The sequence below is a fragment of the Sphingobacterium sp. UBA865 genome, from assembly GCF_002295765.1.
Lineage (GTDB): Bacteria > Bacteroidota > Bacteroidia > Sphingobacteriales > Sphingobacteriaceae > Sphingobacterium > Sphingobacterium multivorum.
This window is the reverse complement of record NZ_DBGB01000022.1, coordinates 150,305-167,028: the sequence shown is the minus strand read 5'-3', so window position 1 is coordinate 167,028 and position 16,724 is coordinate 150,305. Positions and strand designations below refer to the sequence as shown.

The 16,724-nt window shown below is 40.9% G+C and carries 16 protein-coding genes and 1 tRNA gene; 6 read left to right on the top strand and 11 right to left on the bottom strand.

Annotated elements, in window-relative coordinates:
- Positions 1-47 precede the first annotated feature (47 nt).
- Positions 48-1,751 carry a protein-disulfide reductase DsbD family protein gene (locus B2O97_RS12610; RefSeq protein WP_070561449.1) on the top strand — a complete coding sequence of 568 codons (1,704 nt, stop codon included), beginning with the start codon at positions 48-50 and terminating at the stop codon, positions 1,749-1,751.
- Between the two features lie 197 nt (positions 1,752-1,948).
- Entirely contained in the window at positions 1,949-2,923 is a 975-nt protein-coding gene (pfkA, locus tag B2O97_RS12605) for a 6-phosphofructokinase (RefSeq protein ID WP_046673127.1), read from the top strand.
- 167 nt (positions 2,924-3,090) lie between these two features.
- Here the strand turns inward: pfkA and B2O97_RS12600 are convergent, their stop codons facing one another.
- The 5 genes from B2O97_RS12600 to B2O97_RS12580 form a co-directional block, all read right to left on the bottom strand.
- Positions 3,091-3,537, bottom strand: coding sequence for a hypothetical protein (locus tag B2O97_RS12600; RefSeq protein WP_070561451.1), 447 nt, complete (start codon positions 3,535-3,537; stop codon positions 3,091-3,093).
- 327 nt (positions 3,538-3,864) lie between these two features.
- Entirely contained in the window at positions 3,865-5,004 is a 1,140-nt protein-coding gene (locus tag B2O97_RS12595) for a TlpA disulfide reductase family protein (RefSeq protein WP_070561522.1), read from the bottom strand.
- Between the two features lie 74 nt (positions 5,005-5,078).
- Positions 5,079-5,840, bottom strand: coding sequence for a TPM domain-containing protein (locus tag B2O97_RS12590; RefSeq protein WP_046673124.1), 762 nt, complete (start codon positions 5,838-5,840; stop codon positions 5,079-5,081).
- Between the two features lie 199 nt (positions 5,841-6,039).
- Complete coding sequence (locus B2O97_RS12585; protein ID WP_070561453.1) at positions 6,040-6,468, bottom strand: TPM domain-containing protein; 429 nt, start codon at positions 6,466-6,468, stop codon at positions 6,040-6,042.
- Positions 6,469-6,623: 155 nt separating this feature from the next.
- Complete coding sequence (locus B2O97_RS12580) at positions 6,624-7,202, bottom strand: LemA family protein (protein WP_046673163.1); 579 nt, start codon at positions 7,200-7,202, stop codon at positions 6,624-6,626.
- A 165-nt stretch (positions 7,203-7,367) separates the two neighbouring features.
- On the opposite strand from B2O97_RS12580, the gene B2O97_RS12575 reads away from it, so the two are divergent.
- Both B2O97_RS12575 and B2O97_RS12570 read left to right on the top strand, forming a co-directional pair.
- Positions 7,368-8,912, top strand: coding sequence for an NAD(P)/FAD-dependent oxidoreductase (locus B2O97_RS12575; RefSeq protein ID WP_286767498.1), 1,545 nt, complete (start codon positions 7,368-7,370; stop codon positions 8,910-8,912).
- 59 nt (positions 8,913-8,971) lie between these two features.
- Positions 8,972-9,044, top strand: a tRNA-Gly gene (locus B2O97_RS12570).
- Between the two features lie 518 nt (positions 9,045-9,562).
- Here the strand turns inward: B2O97_RS12570 and sufD are convergent.
- From sufD to sufB, 3 genes are all read right to left on the bottom strand, one after another.
- Positions 9,563-10,870 (bottom strand): Fe-S cluster assembly protein SufD, encoded by a 1,308-nt coding sequence (gene sufD, locus B2O97_RS12565; RefSeq protein ID WP_286710273.1) that lies wholly within the window; start codon positions 10,868-10,870, stop codon positions 9,563-9,565.
- Between the two features lie 59 nt (positions 10,871-10,929).
- Entirely contained in the window at positions 10,930-11,688 is a 759-nt protein-coding gene (gene sufC / locus B2O97_RS12560; RefSeq protein WP_046673119.1) for a Fe-S cluster assembly ATPase SufC, read from the bottom strand.
- Positions 11,689-11,750: 62 nt separating this feature from the next.
- The gene (sufB, locus tag B2O97_RS12555) at positions 11,751-13,202 is read right to left on the bottom strand and encodes a Fe-S cluster assembly protein SufB (protein ID WP_046673118.1); all 1,452 of its coding nucleotides are present in this window, start codon (positions 13,200-13,202) and stop codon (positions 11,751-11,753) included.
- Positions 13,203-13,534: 332 nt separating this feature from the next.
- Between sufB and B2O97_RS12550 the strand changes: the two genes are divergently transcribed.
- On the top strand, positions 13,535-14,005 hold the full coding sequence (locus B2O97_RS12550; RefSeq protein WP_046673117.1) for an Lrp/AsnC family transcriptional regulator: 471 nt from the start codon (positions 13,535-13,537) through the stop codon (positions 14,003-14,005).
- A gap of 148 nt (positions 14,006-14,153) precedes the next feature.
- On the opposite strand, the gene ung is transcribed toward B2O97_RS12550, so the two are convergent.
- On the bottom strand, positions 14,154-14,828 hold the full coding sequence (ung, locus tag B2O97_RS12545; protein ID WP_070561461.1) for a uracil-DNA glycosylase: 675 nt from the start codon (positions 14,826-14,828) through the stop codon (positions 14,154-14,156).
- A gap of 228 nt (positions 14,829-15,056) precedes the next feature.
- On the opposite strand from ung, the gene B2O97_RS12540 reads away from it, so the two are divergent.
- Complete coding sequence (locus tag B2O97_RS12540; protein ID WP_070561463.1) at positions 15,057-15,596, top strand: hypothetical protein; 540 nt, start codon at positions 15,057-15,059, stop codon at positions 15,594-15,596.
- 68 nt (positions 15,597-15,664) lie between these two features.
- Here the strand turns inward: B2O97_RS12540 and B2O97_RS12535 are convergent, their stop codons facing one another.
- Together B2O97_RS12535 and B2O97_RS12530 are read right to left on the bottom strand one after the other, a co-directional pair.
- Complete coding sequence (locus B2O97_RS12535; protein ID WP_070561465.1) at positions 15,665-16,129, bottom strand: hypothetical protein; 465 nt, start codon at positions 16,127-16,129, stop codon at positions 15,665-15,667.
- Positions 16,130-16,196: 67 nt separating this feature from the next.
- Positions 16,197-16,679 carry a DUF4293 domain-containing protein gene (locus B2O97_RS12530; protein WP_070561467.1) on the bottom strand — a complete coding sequence of 161 codons (483 nt, stop codon included), beginning with the start codon at positions 16,677-16,679 and terminating at the stop codon, positions 16,197-16,199.
- Positions 16,680-16,724 lie beyond the last annotated feature (45 nt).

The window sequence follows — 16,724 nt, the reverse complement described above, 5'->3', positions numbered from 1 at the left end:
TCATCGCCTTTTTTTATTTTTGACCATAACATCAGAAATTCATACGCATGTTAAAAAACACATTCATTCTACTTTTAATTGCTTTTTTCAGTCTTTCTTTAACGACAGCAACTTTTGCCTCCGCACAAGATAGTTTAACAAGTACAGAAGGACTTCAATTTGAATCATCACCGGATACAGCTACCGCTGTTGAAGCGGTACCTGAGGATCTAAATTTTACAGCTTCACCTGACACAATGGTTAGTCAGGACAGCAGCAAAATAGCTCCTGTTAAGGCAAACGCTCCCTCCGGGCAAGAATCAAGTAAAAAATCACTTTGGAGTATCTTTATCGCAGGATTAGTTGGCGGCTTCGCAGCGCTACTCATGCCATGTATATTTCCAATGCTCCCACTTACCGTAAGTTATTTTACAAAACAGGCTGGAAGCCGCGCAAGCGGTATCAGCAAGGCACTCCTCTACGGTCTCTTTATTATTGTGATCTATGTCGCTTTAGGAATGATTATTACCATTTCCTTTGGTTCGGATGCATTGAATGCTTTATCCACAAATGGGGTATTTAACTTCCTATTCTTCCTCTTATTAGTTGTTTTCGCCGCATCCTTTTTTGGTGCTTTTGAAATCACGTTACCGAGTTCTTTTGTCAATAAAATGGATGCCAAATCCGACAAAGGCGGTCTCGTAGGGCTTTTCTTTATGGCATTCAGCCTTTCACTGGTCTCCTTCTCCTGTACTGGCCCCATTATTGGCACCTTATTGGTCGAAGCGGCCTCAAAAGGAGAACGCCTAGGTCCCGCAATCGGTATGCTTGGCTTTTCTATAGCACTTGCAATTCCTTTTGGCTTATTTGCGATGTTCCCTTCGATGTTAAAATCCCTGCCAAAATCTGGTGGCTGGTTAAATTCGGTGAAGGTTGTACTCGGCTTCTTAGAGCTTGCACTGGCACTGAAATTCTTATCAAATGTAGATTTGGCCTACCATTGGAATTGGCTGGATCGGGAGGTGTTCTTATCGCTATGGATTGCCATCTTTAGTATGATGGGCTTATATCTTATTGGAAAGATTAAATTTTCACATGACAGTGAATTAAAATTCCTCTCCGTACCGAGAACTATTCTCGCTATCATTGTATTCTCCTTCGTTATCTATATGGTACCGGGGCTATGGGGAGCTCCCCTAAAATCAATTTCAGCTTTCTTGCCACCCTCGGCAACACAGGACTTTGACCTGTCGGCAGGAATAGCAGCCGCTCCCGCACACAGTGATGGTAAAGTCAAAAAATACGCGGAGATTTTTCACGAACGCGGTACACCAAAAGGATTTGATCCATATTATGATTATGATCAGGCCTTGGAAACAGCAAAAGAACTGAATAAACCTGTATTGATAGATTTTACAGGTTGGAACTGTGTTAACTGTCGGGAGATGGAAGCAAATGTCTGGACTGATCCTGCGGTTGCCAAACTATTGAAGGAAGAATTTGTTATGGCCGAATTGTTTGTCGATGATAAAACAGAATTACCTGCAAACGAACAATTCGTATCAAAATACAGTGGCAAAAAGATTAAAACGATAGGAAATAAAAACAGTGATTTCCAAGCATCGACGTTCAATAGCAATTCACAACCGTTATATGTTATTGTAGACGCCACTGGAAAGGTATTGGTACCTCAGTCTGGTGCAAATAGAAATATTGAACAATATAAAGCGTTTTTACAGAGCGGAATTGATGCATTTAAGGCAAAAAAATAGCCTGTATACAGCAGAAGGTATCCGTCGAGATTAACAGCAGAGAACAAGCAATTATTAAATTTGCATTATCTTTAGCTCACACTTAGATGAATTGCAGTTAATAAAGCGATTGCTTGTTCTTAATAGCGATATTGGCGACTTCTAATAACGGAAATATAATTGTATATACGCTTAAAAATAGCTAAGTTTGAGTACGTATGAGTAACATTAAAAAAATTGCTGTTTTGACATCTGGAGGAGATGCTCCAGGAATGAATGCTGGTATCCGCGCTGTTGTTAGAGCGGGGATCTACAATAATCTTGAAGTATTTGGGGTACGCAGAGGTTATGATGGTCTAGTTAATGGTGAGATTATCCCTATGGATGCTAAATCTGTAGCCAATATCATACAACGTGGTGGTACTATCCTAAAAACAGCCCGCAGCGAGGCTTTCAAAACAATTGAAGGACGTAAGCAGGCTTATGAAAATTTACGCAGCCACGGTATTGATGCCATGGTTGTTATCGGTGGCGATGGTACATTTACCGGCGCATCCAAATTTATCGAAGAATTCGATTTTCCTATCATCGGTCTTCCGGGCACAATCGATAACGATTTGGCCGGCACAGACTTCACTATTGGCTATGATACAGCCATTAATACAGTTATCCAAGCCGTAGACAAAATTCGCGACACCGCCGAGTCTCACGATAGACTTTTTGTGATCGAAGTGATGGGCCGCGACTCTGGTCTTATCGCCGTCCGTTCTGGTATCAGTACCGGTGCTGAGGCAGTTCTGGTTCCTGAGTTCGAGGTAGACTATGATGCGATTATGAAAAGACTTGACAAAAGCCGTAAAAATAAATCATCCCGCATTATTATTGTTGCTGAAGGCGACAAAGAAGGCGGTATGGTGGTATCGGAAAAAATCAAGGAAAATTTCCCGCATTACGACGTTAGATTATCTATTTTAGGACATATTCAGCGTGGCGGAAGCCCTACTTGCATGGACCGCGTATTGGCCAGCAGGCTTGGAGTTGCAGCGGTAGAGGCTTTACTACAAGGCCGCAGAGGTGAAATGGCCGGACTGATCTGCAGTGAAGTAAGATTCACACCCTTTAAGAGCGCCATCAAGCATAACGTAAAAATGAATGAAGATCTGCTTCGTATCATTGAAATCCTTTCGTTGTAAATGATCTAGTTTATTCTTGACTAACAATAAAAAAAGAGTATACATCGTGATGTATACTCTTTTTTTATGCCTTGTGTTTCTTGATTTGTTCAAATTCTTTGTAAAGGCCTGATACCCGAACGGTCATATTCCATAAGCGTACATGAGCTCCATATCAATCCCAGTTGTTATTTAAGCAAATTATTGCGGTATTCTTCAGATACCGGCGGCAACTGAATGGCCTGACCAGCTTTGGCCATCGAGTCCGCAAAATGATTCGTATTGCTGATCGCCTGTTCATATGCCTTAATAACCTGTTCCGATAGGTGTAGGACCTTTGGATCTTTAAGATCAACACGGTATTGATTATTTTCCAGTGTAACATGCTGATAAAAACGATATGCCGCAGCCTTTAGTTGACCCAGCTCCTGTTGTGACAACTGATCGATCCGGGCATTAGGCGGCAACGTAACATCGATAAATGTCGTGTCTTTAGCCAATTGATCAATCGGGTGATCCAAAGGTATGGCATGCAACGCCTCTAGGTTGACAACAGGAATTCCCTTATCTTGATCGCCACCGCAGGAAGCAATCACCGTCCCCAAGAATATACCCAAAATTACTGTTTTCTTCATCTTTACAATTTTATAACCCCAATAGCGCTAGAAATCCCATTGATCACCATGTTTAAATACCTAGGATTCATCATCCCCTAATCCCGCTGTTACGAGGATATGGCGGTTTCATGAAATGATTCGCTAGAGCAGCAGACGAAGTTAGCGAATTCATTCAATGTTTTGCAGTCGTCACGCTATTCCCCTTTTAGAGTCGTCAATTAGTCGCGGCGCCAAAAAAGCGATTGGATGAGGACGACTATAAAAAGAAACCCCTCATTGCAGACTCAGTTCACATGAGTATAACAATTAGGGGTTATTCATGCCCAATGGCAACTAAATATCAGTTTACTTTAGCAATTCAGCTAACTTCGCATCCAAAGCCTCACCTCTTAAATTTGATGCGACAATTTTACCAGAAGGATCAATGAGGAAGTTTTGCGGAATACCACGTACTTCGTACAATTTTACCGGAGCTGATTTCCAGCCCTGTAGATCTGAAACGTGTGGCCATTGTTGTAAATTATCATCATGGATAGCTTTCACCCAAGCATCTTTTTTACCGGGATTGTCTAAAGAAACACCAAACACGGTAAATCCTTTATCTTTAAATTTATTGAAAGCCGCAACGACATTCGGGTTCTCATGACGACAAGGACCACACCAACTTGCCCAAAAATCCAACAAAACATATTTTCCTCTTAAGGAAGATAAGGAAATATTCTTTCCTGTTGTGTCTGGCAATGTGAAGTCAGGAGCTACCGAACCAACAGCTACTGCTTTCAATTTCTGGATACGCTCAGCCAATTCCTTCCCTTTTTCAGAATCTTTCAGTTCAGGAGACATTTTCTCAAAAGAAGCTACATATTCATTGACGTTTTCACCGCTGACATTCTCAGACAACAAATCCAACGTATACCAGCTTTTTGGGTTTTTGTTAATAAATTCAGCATCTGCTTTTTCCATTTTTTCGGAAATCTCACCAGCTTGTTTTTGTAAGCCTTCGATGAATTTAGGATCCTGTTTTTGCGTCTCCGAAGCCGCATAATATTGTTGGTTCAATGCCTCGAACGCATCCGTATGCGGTTTCACAAAAGCCTTGTACTGCGTCAGATCGTCATTAAGCGCCGTACCTGAGACCGTTGCATTTTTAAACCCTTTGGTAGCATCGACTTTGATAACGCCTTTAGAAAGATATAACTGTGCTGTCTCAGGTTGCTTTTGACTATTTCTAAGTTCTGCAAAAGTTAAGCCCTCCGGCGAATAGATCATCATACCTTTTGTTGGTGTAGCTACCTGTCCGTTGAACTTAAATTCGCCTTTTACGACCGTTGCTGAATCAGTCTGACGAGTGCCATTCGCAGCATACTGCATAAACACTTTCGCTTTGTCTGACGTCGTGTTTACTTTTCCTGTAACCGTGAAGCTTTCTTGTGCCATTAACAAGGCTGGTAAAAAGCTTAAACCCATTAATATTCCCTTTTTCATAATTATATACTTCCCATAAATGTAAAACATTTCCGTTTCACTGTCGTCCTATTTAACATTATTTAGCAAAGATGTTACCAACGTCCGGAAGCACCACCACCACCAAAATCACCGCCACCGAAACCGCCAAATCCGCCACCAGAGCCTCCGCCGAAGCCACCGCCGCCACCTCGGCCGCCACCGCCGCCAAGACCATTCAGCAATGTCCACCAAAAGATATCAGAAGCGCCGCGTCCATTCATCACACGGCCACCACCGCCACCACCTCGTCCACCGCGATTGGAGAAAAGAACAACCAAGACTATCACAATAATAACAACAAACATCACCGAACCTGATCCCTTTCCTTTCGGTTGTTTTGGATCAGCTTTGTACTCACCTTTTGTGTAGGAAATTAAGGAACTGGTCGCATCGTCCACTCCTTTGTAGTAATCGCCCTGACGAAAAGCCGGCTTGATATCATTTTCAATAATACGATATGCAATGGCATCCGGGACAGCGCCCTCTATGCCATAACCTGTTTGAATAGTCACCGCCCGATCTCCCAGAGCGACCAACAACAGAATACCGTTATTATACTTTTTATTCCCAATACCCCATTTTTTCGCTAAACGAACCGCATAATCAGAAATATCATAGCCACCGGTAGAATTCATCATAACCACTGCAATCTGCGTAGATGCGGAATCCTCAAATGCCAATAGCTTCTGCTCCAATAATTGCTTCTGACTTGCGGTCAATGTGTTTGTATAATCATTGACAAGCCTATTTGATGTTTCTGGGAAATCTTGACCCAATACTGTGGCTACCGACAGCAAACAAAGCAACATAGCCATAGCAGGGATCCGAACCCGAGAAAATAATCTCGATACAAATTTCATCCTATAATTCTCTTTTATTCATTTTTATTTGCCTTGAGCAGTTTTCATGCAAATGGCGTTCGGTGAATCCCGAAATCGGGTTTATCACGATCTTTATCAGTTTATTTGTGAGACAGGAAATAGCTTTTCGGGACTGTTTCTAGTCACTTAACAACTAACGGTCTCCAAAAACAATATCATTTGGAAGCTCGTTGATGTCATCGTGTTCACGCGGGAAGAATTTTGCCAATTGTTTACCCGCATGTTCGATCCCCTTGACCAAGCCCTCAACAATGCGATCCACCCGAAACTCCGCCACCATTAGATCTTTGGTACTGTTCCAAAAATCACCTTCTACACGTTGGTGAATTCCCTTATCGCCGATAATGGAAAATTTATGGTCTTCCAGCGCGATATAGATAAGAACACCATTTTTCAATGTAGTCTTATGCATGCCCAATTTGGAAAAATAATAGGTTGCACGATCATGTACCTCGTCGGGGCAATGATTTTCGACCACTACACGAATCTCACCAGAAGTCTCATTTTCAGCTACATTAATAGCGTGAACGATCTTCTCTTGTTCTTCAGAATTTAATGCCATAGTTTGTATACGTTTGCACTCCAAAACTAGATTACCATACCGGTTATTCCAGATTCAAAGGGTCTAAACTAATTAAAACACGATAAAAAAATGGATGATGTGCTTCTACGAAAGCCGCATCATCCATCATCCTGTTCATTCCTAACAATTTGCTGTTAGAATGATACCGTTGGCGCTTTATCCGAACCTGGGGCCGCAGTAAATGTACCTTTTGCCTTAAATCCGAACATCCCCGCCATTAAATTATTCGGGAAGCTACGTACGGTGGTATTATATTGCTGTACCGCTTCATTGTAAGATCTACGTTCTGTTGAAATACGATTTTCAGTACCTTCCAGCTGTGCTTGTAATTCCAAAAAGTTCTGATTGGCTTTCAAATCAGGATAAGCTTCAACAGACGCCAAAAGACGACTCAACGAACCGCTGAATTCATCCTGAACTTTTTGAAACTTGGCAATATTCTCCTCAGACAAGTCATCGGCATTAATCGTCACCGAAGTAGCTTTAGCTCGTGCCTCTACAACAGCTGTCAATGTACTTTCTTCGTGTTTTGCCGCTCCTTTTACCGTATTAACCAAATTTGGAACTAGATCCGCACGACGTTGATACGCATTTTCAACTTGTGCCCATTTTCCTTTAACATTCTCATCTTGTGAGACCATCGTATTGTAGCCACAGGAGTTTAATGATACTAATGCAAATAAACCACATAGGGCGACCAAAAATCTTTTAATTTTCATTGTTCAAAGAATTAAATACTATTCAAATTATACGGTTACACTATCAAAGCATATACCAAGCTCTTACTAAGATAAGAATATTTTTATTTCCAAATCTCCAAATAGCCAATATTCATTAACTTTGTCCCGGTTTTGGGATAAAAACCCAGCCCTTATACTATGCAAAAAGAAATTGAAATTGCGATACTTCCAGAAAGAATCGAGGACGATCAGTATATTCTACAGCAAGGGATCAAAGCCCTGAAAGTCCAACCTCAACAAGTCAAAGGTTATAAAATCCGCAAACGTTCCATTGATGCCCGAAGCAAGCAGGTTGTTTATCGAGCTCGGGTTATTTACTACATTGACGAGCTTCCTGTTCCAGAAATCTACGAAAATAATTTTAAGTCCGTTAAAGACGGAAAACCCGTTATTATTATTGGCGCGGGCCCTGCCGGCCTGTTTGCAGCAATACGCTGTATTGAACGTGGTCTCAAACCAATTGTAATCGAACGCGGTAAAAAGGTCCAAGACCGTAGACGCGATCTAGCTAAGTTGAACCGGGAAGGCATCGTAAACCCTGAGTCAAACTACTGCTTTGGCGAAGGTGGAGCTGGAACGTACTCAGACGGAAAATTATATACACGTTCCAATAAGCGAGGTGACGTAGACAAAGTACTCAGACTTTTCGTTTCCCATGGGGCAACGACGGATATTCTGGTCAATGCGCGCCCACATATCGGTACAAATAAATTGCCGCATATTATTGAAGCCATGCGCGAGAGCGTCCTTGAATTTGGGGGCGAATTTCATTTTGACCAACGTGTCGATGACATTTTAGAATCCTTCGGTCAAGTACGCGGTGTCAAATTAGCCAATGGTGAAGAAATTAAGGCAGATCATGTCATTGTAGCAACAGGGCACTCTGCGCGGGATATTTTCGAGCTTTTTCATCGCAACAATTGGCTGATCGAAGCCAAAGCATTTGCTTTGGGCGTGCGTATCGAGCACCCGCAGGCAATCATTGATCAGGCGCAATACCACTGCCAGGTAAGAAGCGAGCATTTGCCGCCAGCCTATTATAGCCTGGTTGAACAGGTGAATGACCGTGGTGTATTTTCATTCTGCATGTGCCCAGGCGGCGTCATTGCTCCCTGTGCAACAGATTTAGATGAAATCGTTGTCAACGGATGGTCACCATCCAAACGAAATAATCCGCACGCCAATTCAGGCACCGTTATTCAGATCAACCTTGAGGACGTTGCCAATGCACATAGGGATCCATTTGCATTACTGAATTTTCAGAAAGAGATCGAACGAAAGGCTTTTGCCGTAGGTGGCGGTAAGCTCGTTGCTCCGGCGCAACGCATGGTCGACTTTGTCGAAGGACGTGTATCTATGGATCTGCCAGAAAACTCGTACAAGCCCGGAACAGCATCTGCAGATCTCACCGAAGTGCTACCTGTTTTTGTTCACGAAGCATTACGCGGTGCGTTGCCCATCTTTGGCAAAAAGATGAAAGGGTATTATACCAATGAAGCCATTTTAGTCGGTGTAGAGTCACGTACATCTTCACCGATTCGGATTCCTAGAAATAAAGAAGATTTACAACACCCTCAGGTCAAAGGACTTTACCCTTGTGGTGAAGGGGCAGGTTATGCCGGCGGTATCATTTCGGCGGCTATAGACGGTATTAATTGTGTTGATGCGATCAATTTAAGTTAATATTTTTTGCTTTTCCTCTTGCAGAATACGAATAAATGCCTTACTTTTGTAACATCAACGCGAAAGTAGCTCAGTTGGTAGAGCACAACCTTGCCAAGGTTGGGGTCGCGAGTTCGAATCTCGTCTTTCGCTCAAAAAAGCTTCCAAAATTTGGAAGCTTTTTTCGTTTAATAGTGCTCTGTTATTCCCTACATTTCAGCCCTTCATCACCTTTATCTTTGTTTGATTTTAACTAAAATTGCCGAAAAAATTATTAGCACAATTTAAAGCAAGTACCAAGAACGGATTAGTTTCAACGTTGGTTCCATTCATAGCTTCCTCGGTGCTTCTTCGGAGCTTGTTCGGTACTTGTTCGGTGCTTCTTCGGTTGTGAGCGAACAAATAGCGTTGTAGCTCCGATTAAGATCCGTTGTTATACCGTGAAAATGACGAAGTTGATATCCAAAATTACTAGGGTCTACCCTACAGCAAACAATGATAACTTTAAGCGCTTCTCCCAATACGATTAAACGCTCTTCCGTCCAAGCAAGAGCAACAAGACGCAACTTGGCGCTTGATACGAAGGCTATGATGTATTGGTCTATGAAAAAAAATGGCGTTTACCTATTCAGTAAACGCCATATTTAAAAGCTATATGATCCTAAATGGATTTAATTTGTTCTTAGGTTTTCTTCTACAAGCTCTTCAACATATTTGCGAACAACCTCATTTGAGAAACGTGTCGTTACGTCAAATGCAAATGCGTGCACCAACAGGATACGGGCAGACTCTTCGCCAATTCCTCTTGCTCTCAGATAAAACAGCGCTTCATTATCAAACTGACCGATGGTACACCCGTGTGAACATTTTACGTCATCGGCAAAGATTTCCAACTGTGGTTTGGTATAAACCGCCGAATTGTCTGACATCAACATATTATTATTCTGTTGAAAAGCATTCGTTTTCTGCGCATCCTCGCGCACAAAGATTTTTCCATTGAAAACCGCAACGGACTTGTCCTGTGTAATATTTTTATACCATTCATAGGACTCACAATGTGGTTTCAGGTGGTCTACGATGGTATGATTATCGACCAATTGATCGGCAGCCGTTAAGTTGATTCCATATAAATGGCTCTCCACATGCTCGGCATCCAAACGGACGTTGATATTGTTACGGATAAACGAAGCGCCTGGAAAATTACAGTTGTAATTATTGTAAAGACTGTATTTTTCTTGATATACCTCTGTATGATTAAAGTAACGGCTTACAGATTCCGCGAGCTGCAAATAATAATGTTGTACTTTAGCATTCTCTTTGACGATAATCTCAGAGACCTTATTGTGCACATTATTTGCGGTACCTTCTGCAGTGATAAAGCTTTCGATCAATTCAAGTTCTGCATTTGGCTCGACAACGATCAAATTACGTGTTTGTGAAAAGAAATCCTCTTTCCCTGTAGCGACGTGAATAATCTGTATTGGTTTATCAAGTACAACTCCCTTTTTCAAATGGATAAAAACACCATTGGTAAAAGCAGCCGTATTCAAAGCGACCATAATATTGTCTGACTTATCCGCATATTTAGCAAAATGGGACTCAAATGCAGGCTCTGAAGTGGCTTCATCCATTGGAATAACCGACAGTCCCTTTACATTTTCTAATTCACTTACTGCTAATACATACTGACCATTCACCAAAATAATGCGGTAGGCATCCAACTGCGGAATCTCACCTGCACTAAAGTCTAAGCCTTCGATATCCACATCGACATCAAGCGCATAAGGCTTATTGATAATACTGTGGATGTTTGTATATTTCCATTCTTCATTCTTAACGGTGGGAAAGCCTGCTGCTTCGAAACGCTCGAATGCAAGTTGGCGGGCTTCCACGAAAAACGAAGGTTCGTCTGAAACGCCTTGCTCTTTGAAAGCTCCCAACACTTGTTGAAGTAATGATTCTGAAACTAATGTACTCATGTTATTTTTTAATCAAATCGCCAAAATTCTCCTCTAATACTATTTACTCAGGTAAAAGATTAGGCGTTTTGTGTATCATATTCTTTTAACCAATCGTATCCTTTTTCTTCGAGCTCCAAAGCTAATTCTTTAGGTCCCGATTTCACGATACGGCCATTATACAATACGTGAACAAAATCTGGAACGATATAATCCAACAAACGTTGGTAGTGTGTAATAACAATAAAAGCATTGTCTTTAGAGCGCAATTGATTCACACCATTTGCAACGATACGAAGTGCATCGATATCCAAACCAGAATCTGTCTCATCCAAAATAGATAATTTCGGGTTCAACATCGCCAATTGAAAAATTTCGTTACGCTTTTTCTCACCACCGGAGAATCCTTCATTTAAAGAGCGGTTAGCCAAATTAGCTGAAAACTCAACCAATTTTTGCTTGTCTTTTACCATTTGTAAAAATTCCTTCGCTTCCATTGGCGGAAGACCTTTGTACTCACGAATATCATTTACAGCCGTTTTCAAGAAATTGATATTCGATACGCCCGGAATCTCAACAGGATATTGAAAAGCCAAAAACAGCCCTTCACGCGCACGGTCTTCAGGGGAAAGATCCAATAAATCCACACCGTCCAATAGTGCGGAACCTTCACTTACCTCATAGGATTCACGTCCTGCTAATACATTCCCTAATGTACTTTTACCAGCACCATTTGGTCCCATAATCGCATGAACTTCGCCAGCTTTTACTTCTAGGTTTAACCCTTTTAATATTTGTTTGTCTTCTACAGACGCATGTAAATTTTTAATGCTTAACATTTTATTCGTATTGAGTATGGTATAATGTAGCGACTTAAACTACATTCCCAATGATTTTTTATCTATCCTACTGAACCTTCTAATGAAATTGCCAATAATTTTTGAGCCTCTACAGCAAACTCCATCGGCAATTGATTTAATACTTCTTTTGCATACCCGTTGACAATTAAACCAACAGCTTTCTCAGAATCGATACCCCGTTGATTCAAATAGAATACCTGGTCCTCACCGATTTTGGAAGTAGTCGCCTCATGCTCTAATTTGGCCGTCTTATTTCTATTTTCGATGTAAGGGAATGTATGTGCCCCACATTTATCACCGATCAATAAGGAGTCACATTGTGTAAAGTTACGCGAGTTGTCGGCATTTGGACCGATTTTCACTAAACCTCTATAACTGTTGTGGCTCTTACCGGCGGAGATACCTTTAGAAATAATTTTAGATTTTGTGTTTTTACCCAAATGAACCATCTTCGTTCCTGTATCAGCTACCTGATGATTACGCGTCATGGCTACAGAGTAAAACTCACCAATAGAGTTATCACCCTTTAAAATCACACCCGGGTATTTCCATGTAATTGCAGAACCGGTTTCTACCTGTGTCCAGGAGATTTTACTGTTATCGCCCTTACAGATTCCACGCTTGGTTACAAAGTTATAAATACCACCTTTTCCTTCTTTATCACCAGGGTACCAGTTTTGAACGGTAGAATATTTAATATCAGCATCACGTTCGGCAATCAATTCAACCACTGCCGCATGCAGCTGGTTTTCATCACGCATAGGTGCAGTACATCCCTCCAAATAAGAAACATAAGCCCCCTCATCCGCAATGATCAACGTGCGTTCGAATTGCCCAGTATTCTGTGCATTGATACGGAAATAGGTAGACAATTCCATTGGACATCTAACGCCTTTTGGAACGTAAACAAAGGATCCATCCGAAAACACTGCAGAATTTAATGCTGCATAAATGTTATCTGTCTGCGGAACCACTGTACCCAAATATTTTTTCACCAGGTCAGGATGCTCTTGCACGGCCTCACCAAATGAACAGAAAATAACTCCTTGCTCTTTTAATTTCTCACGAAACGTTGTTTTTACAGATACCGAATCGAAGACAGCATCTACAGCCACAACTCCCGCCAATATTTTTTGCTCATCCAAAGGAATTCCCAACTTTTCGAAAGTGGAAATCAACTCAGGGTCAACCTCATCCATCGAATTAAGCTGCGGTTTTGCTTTCGGGGCTGCATAGTAGGAAATCTCTTGAAAATCAATCTCGGGAGCTTTGAAATTCTGCCAAGTAGGCATTCTTAACGTCAAGAAATGACGGAAAGCTTTTAACCTCCATTCCAATAGCCATTCAGGTTCATTCTTTTTTGCCGAAATAAAACGAACCGTATCCTCAGTAAGGCCTTTGGCTGCAATTTCCATTTCGATATCTGTCGTGAACCCGTATTTATATTCTTCGAGCTCTAGCTCTTTTAACAAATCGTCGTCTTTAGTACTCATATTGCGCTCTCACGGTTTAACTAATTTGGGAGGGCTTCACCTCCGCACCTATCGAACTGCAAAGTTACAATTTCAAAGCCAATAAAACAGCATTTAATAGCACCTTACGAAGGCATTTTTAATAAAAAAATGACATTTATCACTCCATTTCATTAAAATGAGCACATTTCAATCGATTATGACAGTCAAATGATTTTGAATCGATTAAAATTATAATTATAAAAACACGATATAACTAAAATCTATTTATCACCAATAATTTTGTATATTTTTAAATTTCCAAATATAATTTTGTATATTTACAAATACTATTGATTATTAAGACTTAAGATATGCCCTTTGCACCGGATAAAACAGATTTAAAAATTCTTAAACTATTACAAGAGAATGGTCGTATAACTAATTTGCAACTCGCATCTAGCATCGGACTGTCCCCCGCGCCAACCTTAGAGCGTGTGCGAAAACTGGAAAACTCAGGCTTCATCAAAAGTTACCATGCCTTTGTGGACGAGGAGAAACTGGGGCTTGGGATCAAGTCGTTCATACAGATCTCACTCGATTTCCATACCCACAACGCTATTCCTGAATTTGTAGCTGCAGTCAAAATGATACCTGAAGTAACCGAATGCCATCACGTTACAGGCAATTGTGATTTCATCCTCAAGGTTTACGTAAAAGATATCAAAGCTTATGAAGGCGTCATCATGGAAAAAATATCCAAAATACCTTTTGTAAAGACATTCCAAACCATGATGATTATGTCGACCAGCAAAAAAGAACCCATTATTCCTTTAGAATATTAAGCGAGGGAATTAAGCCCAATCAAAAATATCATTACCGGAATCTCGCTCTTGGACGCATTTGCGCCATGCGCGAATCACCGGCAATGATGTTTATCTACTTTAGCTATTGGACAGCAAACGCTTCGCAAAATTTAACCCAAGCCACAACTTAAATCAGGCGCCAATCAATTGGGGTTTTACCATGTGCCGTCAAATACTGGTTTGCGCGTGAAAAATGCTTACTACCAAAAAAACCACGATAGACAGACAACGGTGAGGGATGAACCGCCGTTAGAATAAGATGCTTCTTCGCATCAATGAGCACACTTTTCTTTTGGGCATAACTTCCCCACAACAAAAACACCACATGTTCACAACGCTCCGAAATGGCATGAATAATACTGTCTGTAAAAATCTCCCAGCCTTTCTTTTGATGAGAACCAGCCAAATGCGCCTGAACTGTCAAGGTCGCATTTAACAATAATACCCCCTGCTTGGCCCAAGAAGTCAAATCGCCAGCATGCGGCGCAACAAAACCAGGGATATCATCTTGCAATTCCTTAAAAATATTTTTTAAAGATGGGGGCAAGGCAATCCCTGCCGGAACTGAAAAAGACAGCCCATGTGCCTGCCCGTCATTGTGGTAAGGATCCTGCCCTAAAATAACCACTTTCACCTGATCCAATGGCGTCAGCTTAAAAGCATTCATCACCAGATCTGCCGGTGGAAACACTTTCGTTTTCTGACGCTCTGCTTGCACAAAAGTAGATAACTGTTTCATGTAGGGCTGAGCGAACAAAGGCCTTAACACAGGAGCCCAAGAATCATCGTATTGCTTTTCCATAATTCAAACATAGACAAAGTTGCATATAAAGGCAAATTTATCCGGCTGCCCACCTATTCGGCGTTGTACCAAAGCAAGATTATCAGAACACATCGATTAACATAAAAGCTACCATTTTCTAGAAAAACACATTTTTACAAAATAACAACCTGAACGAGTTGCTTAAACGGTGAAATTAACGGATATTTGCAGAATTAAATTGAATACAAATATTTTAAACAAAGATTTATGTCAAATCTCGTTAGAATCATTATTTGCAGTGCATTGCTTATCGGAACAGTTGCCTTATTCTGGACCGGAAATTGGGGATGGGGAATTTTAGGGATCTTGGTCACGATCTTGGGTTTTGTTACTGTATTTTTCCATGAATATATGCTGATTGCGCAATGGCATATGCGTAAACAAAATATGGCCGCAGCTGAAAAATGGCTAGGTAAAATCACCAACTACGAAAAGCAATTGATCCCACAACAGCATGGTTACTACAACATGCTGATCGGACTGATCGAATCACAACGTGCACCTATGCAATCTGAAAAATATTTTAAGAAAGCATTGGCATTGGGTCTACATATGGACCATAACATCGCCTTAGCAAAATTGAGCCTAGCCGGTGTAGCCATGGCGAAGCGCAATAAACGTGAAGCCGAAAAACTTCTTCAAGAAGCTAAAAAAGCAGATAAAAATAAGTTGTTAGCTGATCAGATCAAAATGATGAAAGACCAGATGGGCATGATGGACAAACAGCAGATCAGATACAATCGATAATATTGAATAATCAAAAAAAGCTTCGAAGTTATAACTTCGAAGCTTTTTTTGTCAAGAGACAAAATCAATTATTTCTTTAATGAAATAGGAACCTCCAAAAACTCCCCCTCTTCTGTACTGCTCTCAAAGACCAGTTTAACCATAACCGGTTTATCCGTTTTCTTCCAATCCTTTACAACGACCTGTATATCCACAGGCTTATCTTCTTCTAGCAAATAGTGCAGATAATTCTGCTTATCTTCAAATTTAACCAATACATTTCCCATCTGAATCGTGGAAAAGAAATGGGGCTGTTTCTTCTGATCCAACACTTGCGTGGAAAAGGTGTTCATTTTATATTCCCGAGGATTCTTACTATACGATATAGCAAACAAATTGATCACCAATTCATGCTTAGGCTCATCTACGTGAAATTCCTTTACATCGAATTGAATATCATCAACAACCAACAATGAATCTGCCGACTGCGCCTTTACAAACCCACCGACAAGGAAGAGCATTAAGACAACAACATATCTAAAAAAAACGTTCATATCATATTATATTTAAAAAAGCCACGGTCTTCGTGGCTTTAACTATTATTGGATTATTCTTTCAAAATTATGCCCTCAATCGATCGGCAGACCGGATCAACTTTTCATCTTTACGTACACCTCCCATGGCTAACGCACAGAAAATAATCGAGATAGGCAACAAAAAGAATCCTACGCCGATATTCCCAGCACCCAAAAATTGGTTCACCGTAGCGAGATGAGTACTTGCAGAAGAATATAGCCACACTGCAAATAAGATAATTGCGACAACCTCTACCCAAATAAGCAAAAGTTGAACTTTACGCTGTTTAAATTTAAATATCGTGAACAGGGGAAGCCCGCCTAATAATACGGTGGCCACAGTCTGGAGAATATAACCAAATCCCCCCTCGTGTACCGGCTGACCCGCAGCGACACTATACACACCGGTCACCTTCACATTCTTTCCTAAACCAACTAAATCGCTATAATTAACATAGGGAAATAGAAACAAGCCGAATATGACTAATCCTGCTATCAGCAAATAAACAGTTTGGATACGTTGAATCATAGTTTAATTTTTGTATACCAACAAACTTAGATAAATTGATTTTTA